The 14,778-nt window shown below is 73.0% G+C and carries 13 protein-coding genes; 6 read left to right on the top strand and 7 right to left on the bottom strand.

From position 1 onward, the window contains the following. Nucleotides 1-12: 12 nt before the first annotated feature. The gene (gene pcrA / locus ACZ4SW_RS01620; protein WP_468236427.1) at nt 13-2,523 is read right to left on the bottom strand and encodes a DNA helicase PcrA; all 2,511 of its coding nucleotides are present in this window, start codon (nt 2,521-2,523) and stop codon (nt 13-15) included. Between the two features lie 202 nt (nt 2,524-2,725). On the opposite strand from pcrA, the gene ACZ4SW_RS01615 reads away from it, so the two are divergent. Further along, nucleotides 2,726-3,700 carry a tellurite resistance/C4-dicarboxylate transporter family protein gene (locus tag ACZ4SW_RS01615; protein ID WP_468236425.1) on the top strand — a complete coding sequence of 325 codons (975 nt, stop codon included), beginning with the start codon at nt 2,726-2,728 and terminating at the stop codon, nt 3,698-3,700. Here ACZ4SW_RS01615 and ACZ4SW_RS01610 read toward each other — a convergent pair. Next, complete coding sequence (locus ACZ4SW_RS01610) at nt 3,678-4,031, bottom strand: hypothetical protein (protein ID WP_468236423.1); 354 nt, start codon at nt 4,029-4,031, stop codon at nt 3,678-3,680. The genes ACZ4SW_RS01615 and ACZ4SW_RS01610 overlap by 23 nt on opposite strands. Before the next feature lie 442 nt (nt 4,032-4,473). Here ACZ4SW_RS01610 and ACZ4SW_RS01605 point away from each other — a divergent pair, with 442 nt between their 5' ends. Beyond that, a complete protein-coding gene (locus tag ACZ4SW_RS01605) occupies nt 4,474-5,541 on the top strand; it encodes a C40 family peptidase (protein ID WP_468236421.1) in 1,068 nt (355 codons plus the stop codon). A gap of 33 nt (nt 5,542-5,574) precedes the next feature. Here ACZ4SW_RS01605 and ACZ4SW_RS01600 read toward each other — a convergent pair whose 3' ends face one another. After that, nucleotides 5,575-6,282 (bottom strand): LuxR C-terminal-related transcriptional regulator, encoded by a 708-nt coding sequence (locus tag ACZ4SW_RS01600; protein WP_468236418.1) that lies wholly within the window; start codon nt 6,280-6,282, stop codon nt 5,575-5,577. After that, the gene (locus tag ACZ4SW_RS01595) at nt 6,279-7,571 is read right to left on the bottom strand and encodes an ATP-binding protein (protein WP_468236416.1); all 1,293 of its coding nucleotides are present in this window, start codon (nt 7,569-7,571) and stop codon (nt 6,279-6,281) included. Before ACZ4SW_RS01595 ends, ACZ4SW_RS01600 begins: the two co-directional genes overlap by 4 nt. A gap of 176 nt (nt 7,572-7,747) precedes the next feature. On the opposite strand from ACZ4SW_RS01595, the gene ACZ4SW_RS01590 reads away from it, so the two are divergent. Together ACZ4SW_RS01590 and ACZ4SW_RS01585 are read left to right on the top strand one after the other, a co-directional pair. Beyond that, nucleotides 7,748-9,406: a PspC domain-containing protein gene (locus ACZ4SW_RS01590; RefSeq protein WP_468236413.1), complete on the top strand. Its 1,659-nt coding sequence runs from the start codon at nt 7,748-7,750 to the stop codon at nt 9,404-9,406. After that, nucleotides 9,393-9,644 carry a hypothetical protein gene (locus tag ACZ4SW_RS01585; RefSeq protein WP_468236411.1) on the top strand — a complete coding sequence of 84 codons (252 nt, stop codon included), beginning with the start codon at nt 9,393-9,395 and terminating at the stop codon, nt 9,642-9,644. The genes ACZ4SW_RS01590 and ACZ4SW_RS01585 overlap by 14 nt, the downstream gene beginning before the upstream one ends. A gap of 93 nt (nt 9,645-9,737) precedes the next feature. Here ACZ4SW_RS01585 and ACZ4SW_RS01580 read toward each other — a convergent pair whose 3' ends face one another. Next, nucleotides 9,738-10,268, bottom strand: coding sequence for a DoxX family membrane protein (locus tag ACZ4SW_RS01580; RefSeq protein WP_468236408.1), 531 nt, complete (start codon nt 10,266-10,268; stop codon nt 9,738-9,740). Between the two features lie 265 nt (nt 10,269-10,533). Next, the gene (locus ACZ4SW_RS01575; protein WP_468236405.1) at nt 10,534-11,823 is read right to left on the bottom strand and encodes a hypothetical protein; all 1,290 of its coding nucleotides are present in this window, start codon (nt 11,821-11,823) and stop codon (nt 10,534-10,536) included. A 275-nt stretch (nt 11,824-12,098) separates the two neighbouring features. On the opposite strand from ACZ4SW_RS01575, the gene ACZ4SW_RS01570 reads away from it, so the two are divergent. Continuing rightward, nucleotides 12,099-12,992, top strand: a complete 894-nt coding sequence (locus tag ACZ4SW_RS01570) for a DUF4429 domain-containing protein (RefSeq protein WP_468236402.1) — start codon at nt 12,099-12,101, stop codon at nt 12,990-12,992. Nucleotides 12,993-13,011: 19 nt separating this feature from the next. On the opposite strand, the gene ACZ4SW_RS01565 is transcribed toward ACZ4SW_RS01570, so the two are convergent. Beyond that, nucleotides 13,012-13,806 (bottom strand): class II aldolase/adducin family protein, encoded by a 795-nt coding sequence (locus ACZ4SW_RS01565; protein ID WP_468236400.1) that lies wholly within the window; start codon nt 13,804-13,806, stop codon nt 13,012-13,014. A gap of 490 nt (nt 13,807-14,296) precedes the next feature. On the opposite strand from ACZ4SW_RS01565, the gene ACZ4SW_RS01560 reads away from it, so the two are divergent. After that, on the top strand, nt 14,297-14,770 hold the full coding sequence (locus tag ACZ4SW_RS01560; protein WP_468236397.1) for a pyridoxamine 5'-phosphate oxidase family protein: 474 nt from the start codon (nt 14,297-14,299) through the stop codon (nt 14,768-14,770). Nucleotides 14,771-14,778: the final 8 nt, after the last annotated feature.

Genomic DNA, 14,778 nt, shown 5'->3' with positions numbered 1-14,778 from the left:
CCGGATGCGTGGCTACAGCTTCTCCACCGGCGCGTACCGCAGCAGCAGCCGCTTCGGCTTCTCGTCGCCGAAGTCGATCGTCGCCTCCGCGTTCGCCCCCGTGCCCTTCACGGCGACGACCGTTCCCAGGCCGAACTGGTCATGGGTGACGCGGTCGCCCACCGCCAGCGAGACCACCGGCCTCTCCGTCGCACCGCCCCGGCGCGTGGCGAATCCGGACGCGCCCGCCGCCGACGAGCGCGAGCGGGAGGACGACAACGAGGCCGCCACCCCCGAGAGCGGTCCGGCCGACGGCGCGGCGGAGGAGCCGCCCTTCCGCTTCCACTCCATGTGCTGCTCCGGGATCTCCTCCAGGAACCGCGAGGGCGGGTTGTACGAGGGCTGGCCCCAGGCGCTGCGCATCGCCGACCGCGTCAGGTACAGCCGCTCCCGCGCACGCGTGATGCCGACGTACGCCAGACGCCGCTCCTCCTCCAGTTCCTTCGTCTGACCGAGGGCGCGCATGTGCGGGAAGACGCCGTCCTCCATGCCGGTCAGGAACACCACCGGGAACTCCAGGCCCTTCGCGGTGTGCAGGGTCATCAGCGTGATGACGCCGTCGCCCTCCTCGCCGTCGGGGATCTGGTCGGAGTCCGCGACGAGGGCCACCTGCTCCAGGAAGTCGGCCAGGGTGCCGCCCGGGGCGGGTGCTCCCGGGGCCTCCGCGCCCTCACCGCGCTCCTGTTCGAACTCCAGGGCGACGGCGGCGAGTTCCTGAAGGTTCTCGATGCGGGTCTCGTCCTGGGGGTCGGTCGAGGACTGCAACTCGGCGAGGTAGCCCGTGCGTTCGAGGACGGCCTCGAGGACCGTGGCCGGCCCGGCGCCCGACTCCACGATGGTGCGCAGCTCCTCCATCAGCGCGTTGAACCGCTTGACCGCGTTGGTGGAGCGGGCCGCCATGCCGTACGCCTCGTCCACGCGGCGCAGCGCCTGCGCGAAGCTGATCCGCTCGCGCTGGGCGAGGGCGTCGATCATCGCCTCGGCGCGCTCGCCGATGCCCCGCTTGGGCACGTTCAGGATGCGCCGCAGCGGCACGGAGTCCTCCGGGTTCGCCAGCACCCGCAGGTAGGCGAGGACGTCCCGGACCTCCTTGCGCTCGTAGAAGCGGACGCCGCCGACGACCTTGTAGGGCAGGCCGACGCGGATGAAGACCTCTTCGAAGACACGGGACTGGGCGTTGGTGCGGTAGAAGACGGCGACGTCGCCCGCCTTCGCCTCGCCCGCGTCCGTGAGACGGTCTATCTCGTCGGCGACGAACTGCGCCTCGTCGTGCTCGGTGTCGGCGACGTAACCGGTGATCCGGGCGCCGGCGCCCGCGTTGGTCCACAGGTTCTTCGGACGGCGGGACTCGTTGCGCTCGATGACCGCGTTGGCGGCGGAGAGGATCGTCTGCGTGGAGCGGTAGTTCTGCTCCAGCAGGATCGTCGTGGCGTCCGGGTAGTCCTCCTCGAACTGGAGGATGTTGCGGATGGTCGCGCCGCGGAAGGCGTAGATCGACTGGTCGGCGTCGCCGACGACGCACAGTTCGGCGGGCGGGACGTCGTGCTCGCCGGGGGCCGCGCCCGCGGGGTGCCCGGAGGTGCCGACGAGTTCGCGCACCAGGGCGTACTGGGCGTGGTTGGTGTCCTGGTACTCGTCGACGAGGACGTGGCGGAAGCGGCGGCGGTAGTGCTCGGCGACGTCCGGGAAGGCGCGCAGCAGGTTGACCGTCGTCATGATCAGGTCGTCGAAGTCGAGCGCGTTCGCCTCGCGCAGGCGGGACTGGTAGAGCGCGTACGCCTGGGCGAGGGTCTTCTCGAAGCCGTCGGACGCCTGGGCGGCGAAGTCCTCCTCGTCGATCAGCTCGTTCTTCAGATTGGAGATCTTGGCGCTGAAGGACTTGGGCGGGAAGCGCTTGGGATCGAGGTCCAGGTCGCGGCAGACCAGGGCCATCAGGCGCTTGCTGTCGGCGGCGTCGTAGATCGAGAAGGAGGACGTGAAGCCGAGCTTCTTGCTCTCCCGGCGCAGGATGCGGACGCAGGCGCTGTGGAAGGTCATCACCCACATCGCGTTCGCACGCGGGCCGACGAGCTGCTCGACCCGCTCCTTCATCTCGCCCGCGGCCTTGTTGGTGAACGTGATCGCGAGGATCTGCCCCGGGTGGACGCCCCGCTCGGCCAGCAGGTACGCGATGCGGTGGGTGAGCACACGGGTCTTGCCCGAGCCGGCGCCGGCGACGATGAGCAGGGGGGAACCGGCGTGCACGACGGCCGCGCGCTGGTTCTCGTTCAGCCCCTCCAGCAGCGCCTCCATGTCGACGGCAGGGCGGTGCGCGCCGTTGCGGTAGTACGCGTCCCGGTCCGGTGGCAGGTCGAACTTCCCGCCGAACAGATCGTCCGGAACCGGCTCCGGAGCATGATCGTCCTCGGGCGGCGGGGGCTCCTCCTCGTGGGCCGAGGTGGCCTTGAGGTCCGCCAGGAAGCTGTCGTCAAAGAGGCTGCTCATCGCTCTCCGAGTCTAGGCCGCCCCACCGACAGCCCGCCGCCACCCCGGAAACTCGGCGGCCGGAATCGCAGCACGGCCTCGAAGACGCCGGAAGCCGACCGGCCCGGGGGACGCCCGTCCGGCACGCGCGCGTGGGGTTGTTTTCCCTCGTGGCGCGCGTGGCCCGTACGCAACCCGTGTGGGGGTCCCTAGCATCGGGCGCATGTCAGGGACTTCCGCGCTGCGCACCTGGTGGGCGCCGCGTCCGCCCGCCACCGGGTCCGCCGTCATGGCGACCGGCATCCTGTCGGTCGGGCTGCACCTGACCGGTCACCAGGTCCTCTCCCGCCTCGCCCTGGTCCTGGCGGGCGCCGCCTGGCTCGGGCTCGCCGCCGACATCGCCCTGCAACTGCTGTGGGACCGGGAGCGGTGGCGGGCCCGGGCCGGCTCGCCGGCCGCGCTGACCGTGGTGCCGGCGACCACGGTGCTGGGGTCAGGCGTGTCCGCTCTGAACGGGCAGCCGCTCGCCGAGGCGCTGCTGGCGCTGGACGCGGTGGTCTGGGCCGGGCTGGTGCCGTTGAGCGTGCCGGACTGGGAGCGCCGGATGCCCGGGACGGTGTTCCTCGGCTGCGTGGCGACGGAGGGGATCGCGGTGCTCGGGGCGGTGCTCGCCAGGGCCGAGGGGGTGGCGTGGCTCGCCCACGCGGGGCTGGTGTTCTTCTGGCTCGGTCTGGCGCTCTACCTGATCGGGCTGGGGTGCTTCGACCCTCGGCAGGTGGTCACCGGGCCGGGCGACCACTGGATCTCGGGTGGCGCACTCGCCATCTCGGCGCTGGCCGGTGCGCAGCTCATGGGCGCCGCGCACAAAGGGCTCTACCTGTGGAACAACGACGACGGCGACGTTCTGCGCGGCGTCACCGTCGGCCTCCTCGTCCTCGCGCTGGCCTGCTACGTCGTCCTGGCGGTGGCCGAGGTGCTGCGGCCCCGGCTCGGCTACGACGTGCGGCGCTGGTCGACCGTGTTCCCGATGGGGATGACGGCGGTGGCGGCGCTGTCCGTCGCGTCGTCCGTCGGCGTGCCGTGGCTGCGCGGCCTCGGCCGGGTACTGCTGTGGATCGCGGTGGCCGCCTGGGGCGTGGTCCTGGCCGGAGCCGTCGCGTCCACCCTGGACCACATCAGGTCCAGAGCACGGCGATGAAGATGTTCGCCAGGGTGGCGGCGCCGACGAGGCCGAAGAGGGGCTTCTCGACGGTCTCCTCGTCCCGCTTCACATAGACCAGGCCGAGGATGACGATCAGCAGGGCCAGCTTGATCCCGATCTTGATCGTGTTGACCGAGTGGTGGTCCGCCTGGTTGAGGCCGACCAGGGCCACCCCCGTGACCAGCATGGTCAGCGCGCCGTGCAGCATCCCGGGCACGAAGCGTGCCGTGCCCTGGCCCATCGCCTTCATCTGGGTGAGGAAGCCGCCGAGGAGCGCGGCGATGCCGACGATGTGCAGGCCCACGAAGAGGTGGATGAGTACGTCCATGAGGCCGGAGCCTAATCAGCGCGCCCGTCCCCGCTGACACCGCCCCGGTGGATGTGACGCCGCTCGCTCGGCCCTCGCGGCCGGCCGTCCAGACCGCATATATGCGCCCTATAGCACTCGGCGACCGTCCGGCGCGCCGGATCCGCCCGATCGGTCATCGCAGAGCGTGAAGACGGCGACGCCGCACCGGGATCACGGTCACATACGGTCACCGTCAGTCCGGTCGTGCCACTTCCGTACATCGGGTCACGACGGCATCACCGACGGGTTTAGCGTCCTCCCCCAGGTGCCCGGCTCCCCATCGCCGCCCGGGCCAGGGGCGGCCGTCGGACACCACCGCCGAGAAGGTCCGGCGGCGGCGCGTTCCCCCTGTGCGGGCCGCCGCCGGACGCGCGACACCGCCCGTGGCCCCGGCGGTCGTACGAAAGGACGTGGCGTCCAGGTGGCAGCGCACCGCAAGCCCAGACAGCGTTCGCTCGGCGGCGGTACGGCCCGCACCGCCGCCACGATCGCCCTCGCGGGAGCGGCGACCGCGACAGGCTTCGACGGCACGGGGCACGCCGAGCCGCCGCGCTCGCCGGCCCAGGTCAAGGCCGAGGTCGACAAGCTGTACCGGGAGGCGGAGGCCGCCACCGAGAAGTACGACGGCGCCGAGGAGCAGGCGGAGGGGGCGCAGAAACGGCTGAACGCCCTGCGGGACGAGGCGGCCCGCCGGACGGACCGGCTGAACTCCGCGCGGGAGGCGCTGGGTTCCACCGCGGCGGCGCAGTACCGCGACGGGGGCCTCGACCCGGCGGTGCGGCTCCTGCTCTCCTCGGACCCCGGGCGGTATCTCGACAACGCCGCCTTCGCCGAGCGGGTGGACAGCCGGCAGGCGGCGGCCGTGAGGCGGGTACGCGACCAGCTACGGGAGATCGAACGGCTGCGCGGTGCGGCACGCGTCGAACTGGCCTCCCTGACGTCCCGGCAGGCCGAGCTACGGCGGCAGAAGCGGACGATCAACGAGAAGCTGGGCGAGGCACGGCAGTTGCTGTCCCAGCTCACGCCGGGGCAGCGGGCGGGGGTCGCGGCGGACGGGGGCGTGGAGCGGGCGTCGCGGTCCGCGGGGCGGGACCTGCCGGGCGCGGTGTCGGCCGCGACGGCGGCGGCCCAGGCGCCGGACACCCGGGCGGCGGCCGCGGTGGCGTACGCGTACGGCAAGCTCGGCAGCCCCTACATCTGGGGCGCGACCGGCCCGAACGCCTTCGACTGCTCGGGCCTGGTCCAGGCCGCGTACCGCTCGGCGGGCATCTCGCTGCCGCGGACGACCTACGCCCAGATCGGCGCGGGCCGCCGCGTCTCCCGCTCCGAACTGCTCCCGGGTGATCTGGTGTTCTTCTACTCGGGGGTGAGCCATGTGGGGATCTACGTCGGCCACGGCCAGATGATCCACGCCCCGAACCCGTCGGCGCCGGTCCGCCTGGCGCCGGTCGACGAGATGCCGTTCGCGGGGGCCACGCGGGTGGTGTGACCCGGGCAGGGGCCCGCGCTCACACCCGTCGGCTCACACCAGCCGGCGTGCCGTGGCCCAGCGGGTCAGTTCGTGGCGGTTGGACAACTGGAGCTTGCGCAGGACCGCCGAGACATGGGACTCTACCGTCTTCACCGAGATGAAGAGCTGCTTGGCGATCTCCTTGTACGCGTAGCCGCGGGCGATGAGGCGCAGGACCTCGCGTTCGCGCTGGGTGAGGCGGTCCAGGTCCTCGTCGACGGGCGGGGCGTCGGTCGAGGCGAAGGCGTCGAGCACGAAGCCGGCCAGGCGCGGGGAGAAGACGGCGTCGCCCTCCTGGACCCGGAAGATCGAGTCGACCAGGTCCGAGCCCGTGATCGTCTTGGTGACGTACCCGCGGGCGCCGCCGCGGATCACGCCGATCACGTCCTCGGCGGCGTCCGAGACGGACAGCGCCAGAAAGCGGACCGGCTGCTCGGTGTCGGCCGTCAGCGAGGCACAGCGGCGCAGCACTTCCACCCCGCCGCCGCCCGGCAGGTGGACGTCGAGGAGGACGACCTCGGGGCGGGTGGCGGTGATGACGGCGACCGCCTGGTCGACGTCGGCCGCCTCGCCGACGACCTCGACGCCGGTCAGCTCCGTCTGCCCGATCTCGGCCTGGACTCCCGTACGGAACATGCGGTGGTCGTCGACGAGTACGACCCGCACCCGCCGGTCCGCGTTTCCGCCGGACACCGCGGCCTCCCCGTTCGCGTCGCTCATGACGTCGTCTCCGCCCTCTCCATCTCCAGCTCGACCTCCGTGCCGCCGCCCGGCACCGCGCGCAGCCGTGCCGTACCGCCGTTGCGCTCCATGCGGCCGATGATCGATTCTCTGACACCCATGCGGTCTGCGGGTATCGCGTCGAGGTCGAAGCCGGGGCCGCGGTCGCGGACGGACACGAAGACCGTCTTGCCCTCGACCTCGGCGTAGACCTGGACGGCACCGCCCTCGCCACCGTACTTGGCGGCGTTCACCATCGCCTCGCGCGCGGCCTGCATCTGTGCGCCGATCCGTTCGTCGAGGGGGCAGTCGCCGACGATGACGACCTCTATGGGGACGCCGTGCTTGTCCTCGACCTCCGCCGCGTTGCGCCGGACCGCCTCCGCGAGGGTGTCGGGCTCCTCGGCCTCGTCCTTGCCGGTGCCCTCCGGTTTGTAGAGCCAGGCGCGCAGGTCGCGCTCCTGGGCGCGGGCCAGGCGGCGCACCTCGTTCGCGTTCTCCGCGTTGCGCTGGATCAGGGTCAGGGTGTGCAGCACCGAGTCGTGGACGTGGGCCGCGACCTCGGCGCGCTCCTGGGCGCGGATGCGCATCAGGCGCTCCTCGGACAGGTCCTGGGTCACGCGCACCAGGTACGGTCCGGCGAGCAGCGTGATGCCGACGAGGACCGCCAGCGCGGCCTGCAGCACCGAGCCGAGGTGGGCGGCGGAGCCCTGCAGGACGAACATGCCGGAGACACCCGCGGTGACCAGCAGGACACCGGCCGCGGCGCGCAGCAGGGTGAGGGTGCGCCGGCGGCTGCCGACCTCCATCCAGCGGGCCCGCCGGGCGTTGTCCGCCTGGCGCCAGACCAGGGCGACGCCCGCCGCGACGAGGACGGCCGGTATGAGGTACACCTTGGCGACGCTGCCGAGGTTCACGCTCCCCACGAAGGTGAGCGCCACCACGACCATGAGGAGCAGGGCGACGATCTGGCCCCGGTCGGGCTTGCGGGCGACGAGCCGGCGCCGGCCGTCGGGCGAGGTCTCGGTGCCGACGAGGGACGGGGCCCGGCGGTCGTCGACTCCCCCGACCCCGAGCGGCACGAAGAACCAGAACGCGGCGTACACCAGCGCGCCGAGGCCGTCCGCCATGAACAGGCCGACGAAGACGAGACGCACCCAGATCACGGGCAGCCCGAGGTGCCCCGCGAGCCCCCGCGCCACGCCCCCGAGCCAGCGTCCGTCGCTGCTGCGGTAGAGCTTGCGCGGCGGCCGCGGGTCGGCGAGGGGAAGCGTTGCGGCGTCCGGCATGCCAACGATGGTCACACGAGCCGACCGGCCGGGCATCAGGGTCGGCCCCCTAGACACCCCTGATCTTCGGATTTCCGTGATCGAACACTTCCCCCGCGGCCGTCAGGGCAGATTTCAGGGTCGGGCCAGGGTCGTCCCGACTGCCGCCGGGCGCCCGCGGCGGCGACCATGGACGCATGACGGATCAGCAGCACGCGGCAGCGGGGCAGGGCCCTGGCGCCGGGCACGCCTCCACCGCGGGGCGCGGCCCCGACGCGGAGCGGGGTGCCCGGCCGCCGGGGGACGGCGCGCGGGACACCGCCCCGCGGTACGCCGGGCCCGCGTCCGTCCCTGCCGCGCCCGCTGCGGAGGAGGAGCCGCGTGCGCGGGCGGGCGCGGGCGTGCGGCAGGATGCGACCGTGCGTGAGAACGGAGGCGAGGACACCGGCCTCGGTCAGGGCGGGGCCGGACGCCGGCAGGGGGGCGCCCGGGCGGGTGCGGCGGCGCGCGAGCAGGCCGGCGCCGGGAAGGACACGTCCAGACGCGGCGAAGCCGCCACGCCCGAGGACGCGGCGGCGGCCGAGGAGCCGGGCCGGTTCCGGCGTGACCGGCGGCACAAGATGCTGGCGGGTGTCTGTTCGGGTTTGGCCCGGCAGTGCGACATGGATCCGGTGATCTTCCGGATCGTGCTGGCGGTGCTCTCCGCGACCGGCGGTCTCGGCCTCATCTTCTACGGCTTCGTCTGGCTCCTGGTGCCCTACGAGGACGACGAGGAGAACGAGATCCGCAAGCTGCTGACGGGCCGCGTCGACGGCCAGGCCCTGGCCGCGGTGCTCTTCGCCCTGGTGGGCTGCGGCATCTTCCTGTCGATGCTCAGGAACGGCAGCGTGCTGACCTTCGCCACCGTTCTGTCCCTGCTCCTCGCCGGCGCGGGCTACTGGTCGCGGCAGCGCGGCGCTCCGGGCCCCGACCCCCTTGCCGCGCAGGCGGTGGCCGACGCCCCGCCGGAGGCGACGGCACCGCCCGTGCCCGCCTCCTACCCCTCCTGGTGGCGCGACCCCATCGTCAAGGACGGCACCCACGTGGGCGGCACCGGCTATCTGTGGGGCCCGAGCGACGCCCCCAGCCGTGACGTCGCGGCCGCGGTCGCCATCGCCCGCGGCTCCTCCTACGCGGAGCGCATACGGACCGAGCAGCGGCGCGAGCCGGGGCCGAGACCGCGGGGGCCGCGCTGGACAGGCGGCTGGGTGTTCCTGCTCGCCCTGCTCGCGGGCGGCCTCGGCACCCGTCTGACCTGGGACGACCGGGCGCTCGGCACGAGCCTGCAGACGGGCCTGGCGTGCGCGCTGGTCGTGTTCGGCGTGGGCATCGCGGTCAGCTCGTTCCTGGGCCGTACGGGGGCGGGGTCGATCTTCCTCGCGGTGCTCACGGCGGCCCTGCTCGCCGGCTCGGCGGCCCTGCCCAAGGACATCGGCACGCAATGGCGGCACACCACGTGGGCGCCGGTCTCGGTGGCGGCCGTTCAGGAGAAGTACGACTTGGGCACCGGCGTCGGCACCCTGGACCTCAGCGGCCTCAGGCTCGCCGGGAACCAGACGGTGACGACCCGGGCCGAGGTGGGTGTGGGCCGGCTGAGGGTGGTGGTCCCGCGGGAGGCGACGGTGAAGCTGAACATCGACACCGGTGTCGGCGACATCCGGTTGCCGGGCGACAGCCGCCAGGACGTGGACGTGGAGCCGGGCAAGCACCGGCAGGTGACGCTCACCCCCGCGGCGGGGACGGAGAAGGCGGCCACGCTCCGCCTCGACCTCGAGGTCGGCGTGGGCCAGGTGGAGGTGGACCGTGCTGCGTCATGAGTTCCAGCCGGGCCGGCTGGTGGCCGGGATCTTCCTGGCCGGTGCGGGGGTCGCTTACCTGGGTGATGCCAAGGGGGCCTGGGAGACACCGTGGTTCGCGATCATCCCGATCGTGGTCGGCGGCCTCTGCCTCGCGACCGTGACCGGCCTGCTCACCCGTGCGATACGCAAGCGCCGGACACACCGCGCCGAACAGCGGCCCCAAGCGGACGAGGCGAGGGTCCAGGGGGGCGTCTGACACCCCCCTGGTGCCGCGGCAGGCAGCGTTCGCCTCGCCGCGCGGCCCAGCCGCCGAGCCGTCGGCTCAGCGGTAGTCGCCCGAGCCGTCGGCTCAGCGGTACCCGCCCGTGCGTTGCCGTCGCCGGGCGCGCAGGGCGGCGTCGAGGGACAGCACCGGGGTGCCGGCGAGGATCAGCGGAATCCAGGCCATCAGGTAGGGGAGGTCGTTGCCGTAGTAGTAGGGGGTCGAGGCCCAGCTCATGGTCAGCCACAGGCTCAGTGAGATCAGTGCGCCGCCGAGCGCGGCGAGGCGGCCCAGCAACCCGAGGAGGGTGCCGATGCCGACGGCGAGTTCACCCAGGGCGATGGCATAACCGAAGCCGACGGGGTTCTTCAGCGCCAGGTCGACCAGGGCCGGGATCGCCGACGTGCCGCGCACCGAGTGCATCAGATCGCCGATGGAGCCCGGGCCGGAGGCATGCATGAAGGCGCTGTTGGTGAGCTTGTCCAGGCCCGCGTAGATGAAGGTGATGCCGAGGAAGACGCGCAGGGGAAGCAGGGCGTACCGGGTGGCGGTGTCCCGCCAGCTCCTGCGCTCGTCGACGTAGGAGGTGTGGGAGTCCGTGCGAATGCCATGAACCATCGTGCCGCCGCCTCTCGCCCGTCGTGCCCAGCCTTGCCCCTCACAGACCATACGTACGAAATGGGAGAACCGCTCAACCGCTGCGCGCACACTTTTCCGCTTCTCGGCCCAGAGTTCCGCATCAGCCCCGGACCGACGGGCGGGCGCCCCCTCTCCGCAGGGCGGACCCCGGTGGACCCGGGCTGGGCCGAACGGGGGCCCCGCACCCGGCGGTCGCAGCCCTCGGAGCCCCGCTCGCCGGGCCCGCGGCCGGCTAATCCGTCGGCTAATCCGTCACGTCGATGGCCATCCGGTTGGTCTCCACCCCGGCCGCCGTCACCACCTGCACCTCGACCCTGCCCGGTTCGACATCCGCCGGCACCGGCACCGGCAGCAGGGTGTCCGTCGGGTTGCTGAAGCCCCCGGTGACCGGCACCAGCGGGACATGGACGTGCACGGCGCCGATACGGACCACCATCCGCGACAGCCGGTCCGCGTTCTGAGCGCCGGGCGGTACGAAACCGGCGCCGCGGATCTCGATGTCGTCGCCCGTGCGGATCGGCGCGTCCAGGTCCCCCGCCTCACGCGCGCGGACCACCGAGAGGATCACCGGACGCCCGCCCTCGGAGTACTTCCCGGCGAGGTAGGTGGCCGCCGAGACCAGGACCAGCAGCGCGAGCCCCCACGGCAGGTCGGGCAACTGCTCGGGGCGGCGGGCCAGGCGGACCACCGCGAAGACCAGGGCGACCGCGCTGACGATCACGTACTGCGTGTCGGGGAAGCTGCCCCGTCCCGAGTCGTCCGTGAGGAGGTCCGCCGCCCGCGGCCGGTCGGCGCGCACCTTCTGCAGCCGCTGACCGAGCACCCGCAGCCCCACCACGCGCCGCACCAGGACCGCGATCCCGCACACCACGCCGACCACGGTCACCACACCGGCCCCGCGTGCGAGGTCGAGCCCGGCGATCAGGTCGTCGCGCCGATCCTCGGCCGAGGCCGCCGTCAACTCACCGACCAGCACCAGCACCGCGTACACGACGAACAGCACCCAGCCCGCCGCCACGGCACGGGAGGTCGACAGCCGGTTGTCCTCCCCGACGACGGGCGCGAGCGCCCCGCCGCGCGCCCGGTGGAGATACCCGGCGGCGGTCAGCGCCGCCCCCACCAGCACCGCCGCGACCAGCCCGGCCGTGCGTGCCACGGTCCACCCGGTGCCGATCGCGGTGAGCGCCTGCGCCAGCAGCAGCACGCCGACGGCGCCCCACACCGTGATCGCGGTGCGCCGCCACAGCCGGCCCAGCCAGGCCTCGGCGTCCGCCCGTCCGCGCTCGGCGACGACCGCGGCGGACTGGGTCAGCTCGTCGGACACCCACTGGCGGGACGCGGACGCGGAGTGCGCGACCGCCGCGGGCAGCCCCCGTCCGGAGGCGAACTCCTCCCGCTTGGCCAGGAACTCGGCGACCGCGCGCCGGTGCCCCTCGCGTGCGCCGTGCGGGCAGTCCCCGCAGGTGCAGCCACCCTCGTGCGTACCCGGGCCGCTCCCGCGCCGTTCGCCCTGCCTCGCCTCCTGCACCGCCACGCCCGCTGCCGCCTTCCCCGCGCCGGAACACACCACACCGCGCCCGGCCGCCGATCGGGCCGGACGTACGATCACCGGAGCCACCCGGCCCCGCCGTACAACTGCCGTGTGACGAGAGGGAATTGTGCCGTACGGAACGCCTCCCTCGTCCGTCGGGTCAGGTCCGGGCGGGTGAAAGCGCCGACTCCCGGTTGACCTCGGCCGACCGCCCTGGGAACACCCCTCCCCGCTCGCCGCCCACCTGCCCCTGTTGACCCGGCTGCGAGAATTTCCGTATGGCCGAGATCATCCAGCGCGACGGGACCTGGGCCTTCGACGGCAGCACGGTCCGGATCACGCCGGGACTCCACCGCTCGGTGCCGCTGTTCCGGCAGACGTACGGGGAGATCGCGGTGCCCCTGGAAGCGATCGCCGGCATCGTCTACGAGCCCGAGCGCAAGCGCGGCCGGCTCCGGCTCACCCTGCGCGAGGGCGCCGACCCGCTGCTCCAGGCCACCGGCGGGCGGCTGCCGGACGCGGCGGACCCGTACCGGCTGGCCGTGGACACCGACCGCGCCGGGGTCGCCGAGTACGTCGCCGAGGAGATCCGCCACGCCCTGCTGCTGGAGCAGGTCCCCAAGGAACCGGCCGCCGCCTATCTCCTGCCCGGCCCGCCCGTCCCCGTCTCGGTCCGCTCAAGCGACGGCACCGTCTCCTTCGACGGCTCCCGGGTGCGGATCGACTGGAGCGACACCTCCGACCGGGTCAAGCGCGCGACCGGCCCGCGCATCATCACCATGGGCGACCTGGTGCAGGTGGAGTGGCTGCCCAACTCCGGTTACGAGGACGGTTTCCTGCGGTTCGTGACGCGCGAGGCGATGTTCTCCAAGCTGCCGCCGGAGAAGGACCCGTACGCGCTCGACCTGTGGGGCAGCGCCCGCCGGGACCTGCTCACGGCGCTCGTCGCCGCCGCGGTCACCGCCCGGTTGCCGCACCCGTCCGCCCGCGTCGCCGACCACGTGGTCGCCACCGCACAGCGCCCGCGACCGGTGGCCGCCGTGCCGCCGCCGGCCGACCACCACGACGTACTCCTGCGCCGGCTGCGGGAGTTGGGGGAACTGCACCGCGAGGGAGTGCTCACCGACGAGGAGTTCGCGGCCACGAAGGCGGTCGTGCTGCGCGGTTTCTGAGCGACGGGGCCCTGGTGGGTCAGCCGAGCAGATCCGGTTCGCTGCGGCTGATGTCCTGCCACATCGGCTGGTAGTTGATCCAGGCCACCAGGTCACCGCCGAGTTGCTCCCGGGTCGCCACCGCCTGGCGGTGGTCGATCAGAACGGGGCGTCCCGCGGCCTTCGCGGTGAGCTGGACCTGGCAGGACCGTTCCATCGACAGGAACCACCAGGCCGCCGCGTCCACCGAGTCGCCCACGGTCAGCAGCCCGTGGTTGCGCAGGACGAGCGCCTTGCGACTGCCGAGCGCGGTCGCGATCCGGCGGCCCTCCTCGGCGTCGACGGCGACGCCGGTGTAGGCGTCGTAGACGGCGTGGTCCTCGTAAAAGGCGCAGGACTCCTGGGTGATGGGGTCCAGCAGATCGCCGAGCGCGGCCAGGGCCCGCCCGTGCACCGAGTGGCAGTGGGCGACGGCGACGACGTCGGGGCGGGCGGCGTGGACCTGGGCGTGGACGGTGAACGCGGCCTGGTTCACGTGGTAGCGGCCGTCGATCACCTGCCCGTCCTGGTTGGCGAGCACGAGGTCGCTCACGGTGACGTGCCGGAACGGCATTCCGAAGGGGTTGACCCAGAAGCAGTCGGTGAACTCAGGGTCGCGAGCGGTGATGTGTCCGGACACCCCGTCCTCGAAGCCGAGCCGCCCGAAGATCCGCAGGGCGCCGGCGAGCCGTTCCTTGCGGTGCCGACGCTCGTCCTCGACCGACTCGTGCATCGGCGGCATCGCGAACTGCAACCGGTCGGTGGGCAGGGGCGGGGGCGGAGTGGGGCCGTGCATGGGTCCTCCGGCACTGGACTTCGTCAACGGGCCGGAAGGTACCGCCGGTCGGTCGAGGATGACAGCGCTGATTGGTAAAGATGCCGCGCATGTGGTGCGGGGCGCGTCCCACGTCAGAGCCGGCACGCCCTGTACCCGGCAGCGAACGCGCCCCATGCCCGAGAGCCGACTGCGCCCCATGCCCCAGCCGAATGCACCACATGCCCGAGCCGACCGCGTCCGCCCCCGAGCCGGGCACGCCCGACACCCGGGCCGCAGACGCGCCCGACACCCGAGCCGGGCACGCCCGACACCCAAGCCGCGCGCGCCCGACACCCGAGCCGCAGCGTGCCCGACACCCGAGCCGGGCACGCGCGACACCCGGACGCGGACGCGCCGGATACCCGTAGCCGCGGAAGCCGCGCACGCGCCCCGCACCCGTGCCGAACGCAGCCGATACCCGACAGAAGATGTCGGGTATCGGCGTCAGACTCGCCGTATGACAACGAGCATGCCAACGAACTGGGCGGCTTTCGCTGCGGCGGAGCCGGCCCTGGCCCGGACCGTCGAGGAACGCTTCGGATCCTTCACCCACCACGTCCTGGCGACGCTGCGCCGGGACGGCTCGCCCCGCACCACCGGCCTGGAGGTCCACATCCTCGACGGGGAGCTGTGGCTCGGCATGATGCCCGACTCCCTCAAGGCACTCGACCTGCGCCGCGACCCCCGCTTCGCGCTCCAGGCGAATCCGGGCCCGGGCACCGGGATGGGCGGCGGGGATGTGCGGATCAGCGGGCGGGCCGTGGAGGTCGAGGACGCGGAGACCAAGGGCGCGTACGGGAAAGAGGTGGAACCGCCGGGGCCGTTCCACCTCTTCCGCACCGAGCTGACGGAGGTCGTACGGACCTACGTCGAGGACGACACGTATCTGGTCGTCGAGGTCTGGAAGCCCGGAGCGCCGGTGCGCACGCTCAAGCGGACGTAGACCGAGGA

This window comes from Streptomyces sp. NPDC028331 (genome assembly GCF_055565775.1).
This window is presented reverse-complemented; position numbering and strand designations above follow the sequence as displayed.

What these genes read in the sequence shown, in the direction of transcription:
- ACZ4SW_RS01610 (WP_468236423.1), bottom strand. Translation starts at nt 4,031, where the DNA reads ATGGACGTACTCATCCACCTCTTCGTGGGCCTGCACATCGTCGGCATC.
- ACZ4SW_RS01570 (WP_468236402.1), top strand. Translation starts at nt 12,099, where the DNA reads ATGGCCGAGATCATCCAGCGCGACGGGACCTGGGCCTTCGACGGCAGC.
- ACZ4SW_RS01565 (WP_468236400.1), bottom strand. Translation starts at nt 13,806, where the DNA reads ATGCACGGCCCCACTCCGCCCCCGCCCCTGCCCACCGACCGGTTGCAG.
- ACZ4SW_RS01615 (WP_468236425.1), top strand. Translation starts at nt 2,726, where the DNA reads ATGTCAGGGACTTCCGCGCTGCGCACCTGGTGGGCGCCGCGTCCGCCC.
- pcrA (WP_468236427.1), bottom strand. Translation starts at nt 2,523, where the DNA reads ATGAGCAGCCTCTTTGACGACAGCTTCCTGGCGGACCTCAAGGCCACC.
- ACZ4SW_RS01560 (WP_468236397.1), top strand. Translation starts at nt 14,297, where the DNA reads ATGCCAACGAACTGGGCGGCTTTCGCTGCGGCGGAGCCGGCCCTGGCC.
- ACZ4SW_RS01600 (WP_468236418.1), bottom strand. Translation starts at nt 6,282, where the DNA reads ATGAGCGACGCGAACGGGGAGGCCGCGGTGTCCGGCGGAAACGCGGAC.
- ACZ4SW_RS01590 (WP_468236413.1), top strand. Translation starts at nt 7,748, where the DNA reads ATGACGGATCAGCAGCACGCGGCAGCGGGGCAGGGCCCTGGCGCCGGG.
- ACZ4SW_RS01580 (WP_468236408.1), bottom strand. Translation starts at nt 10,268, where the DNA reads ATGGTTCATGGCATTCGCACGGACTCCCACACCTCCTACGTCGACGAG.
- ACZ4SW_RS01595 (WP_468236416.1), bottom strand. Translation starts at nt 7,571, where the DNA reads ATGCCGGACGCCGCAACGCTTCCCCTCGCCGACCCGCGGCCGCCGCGC.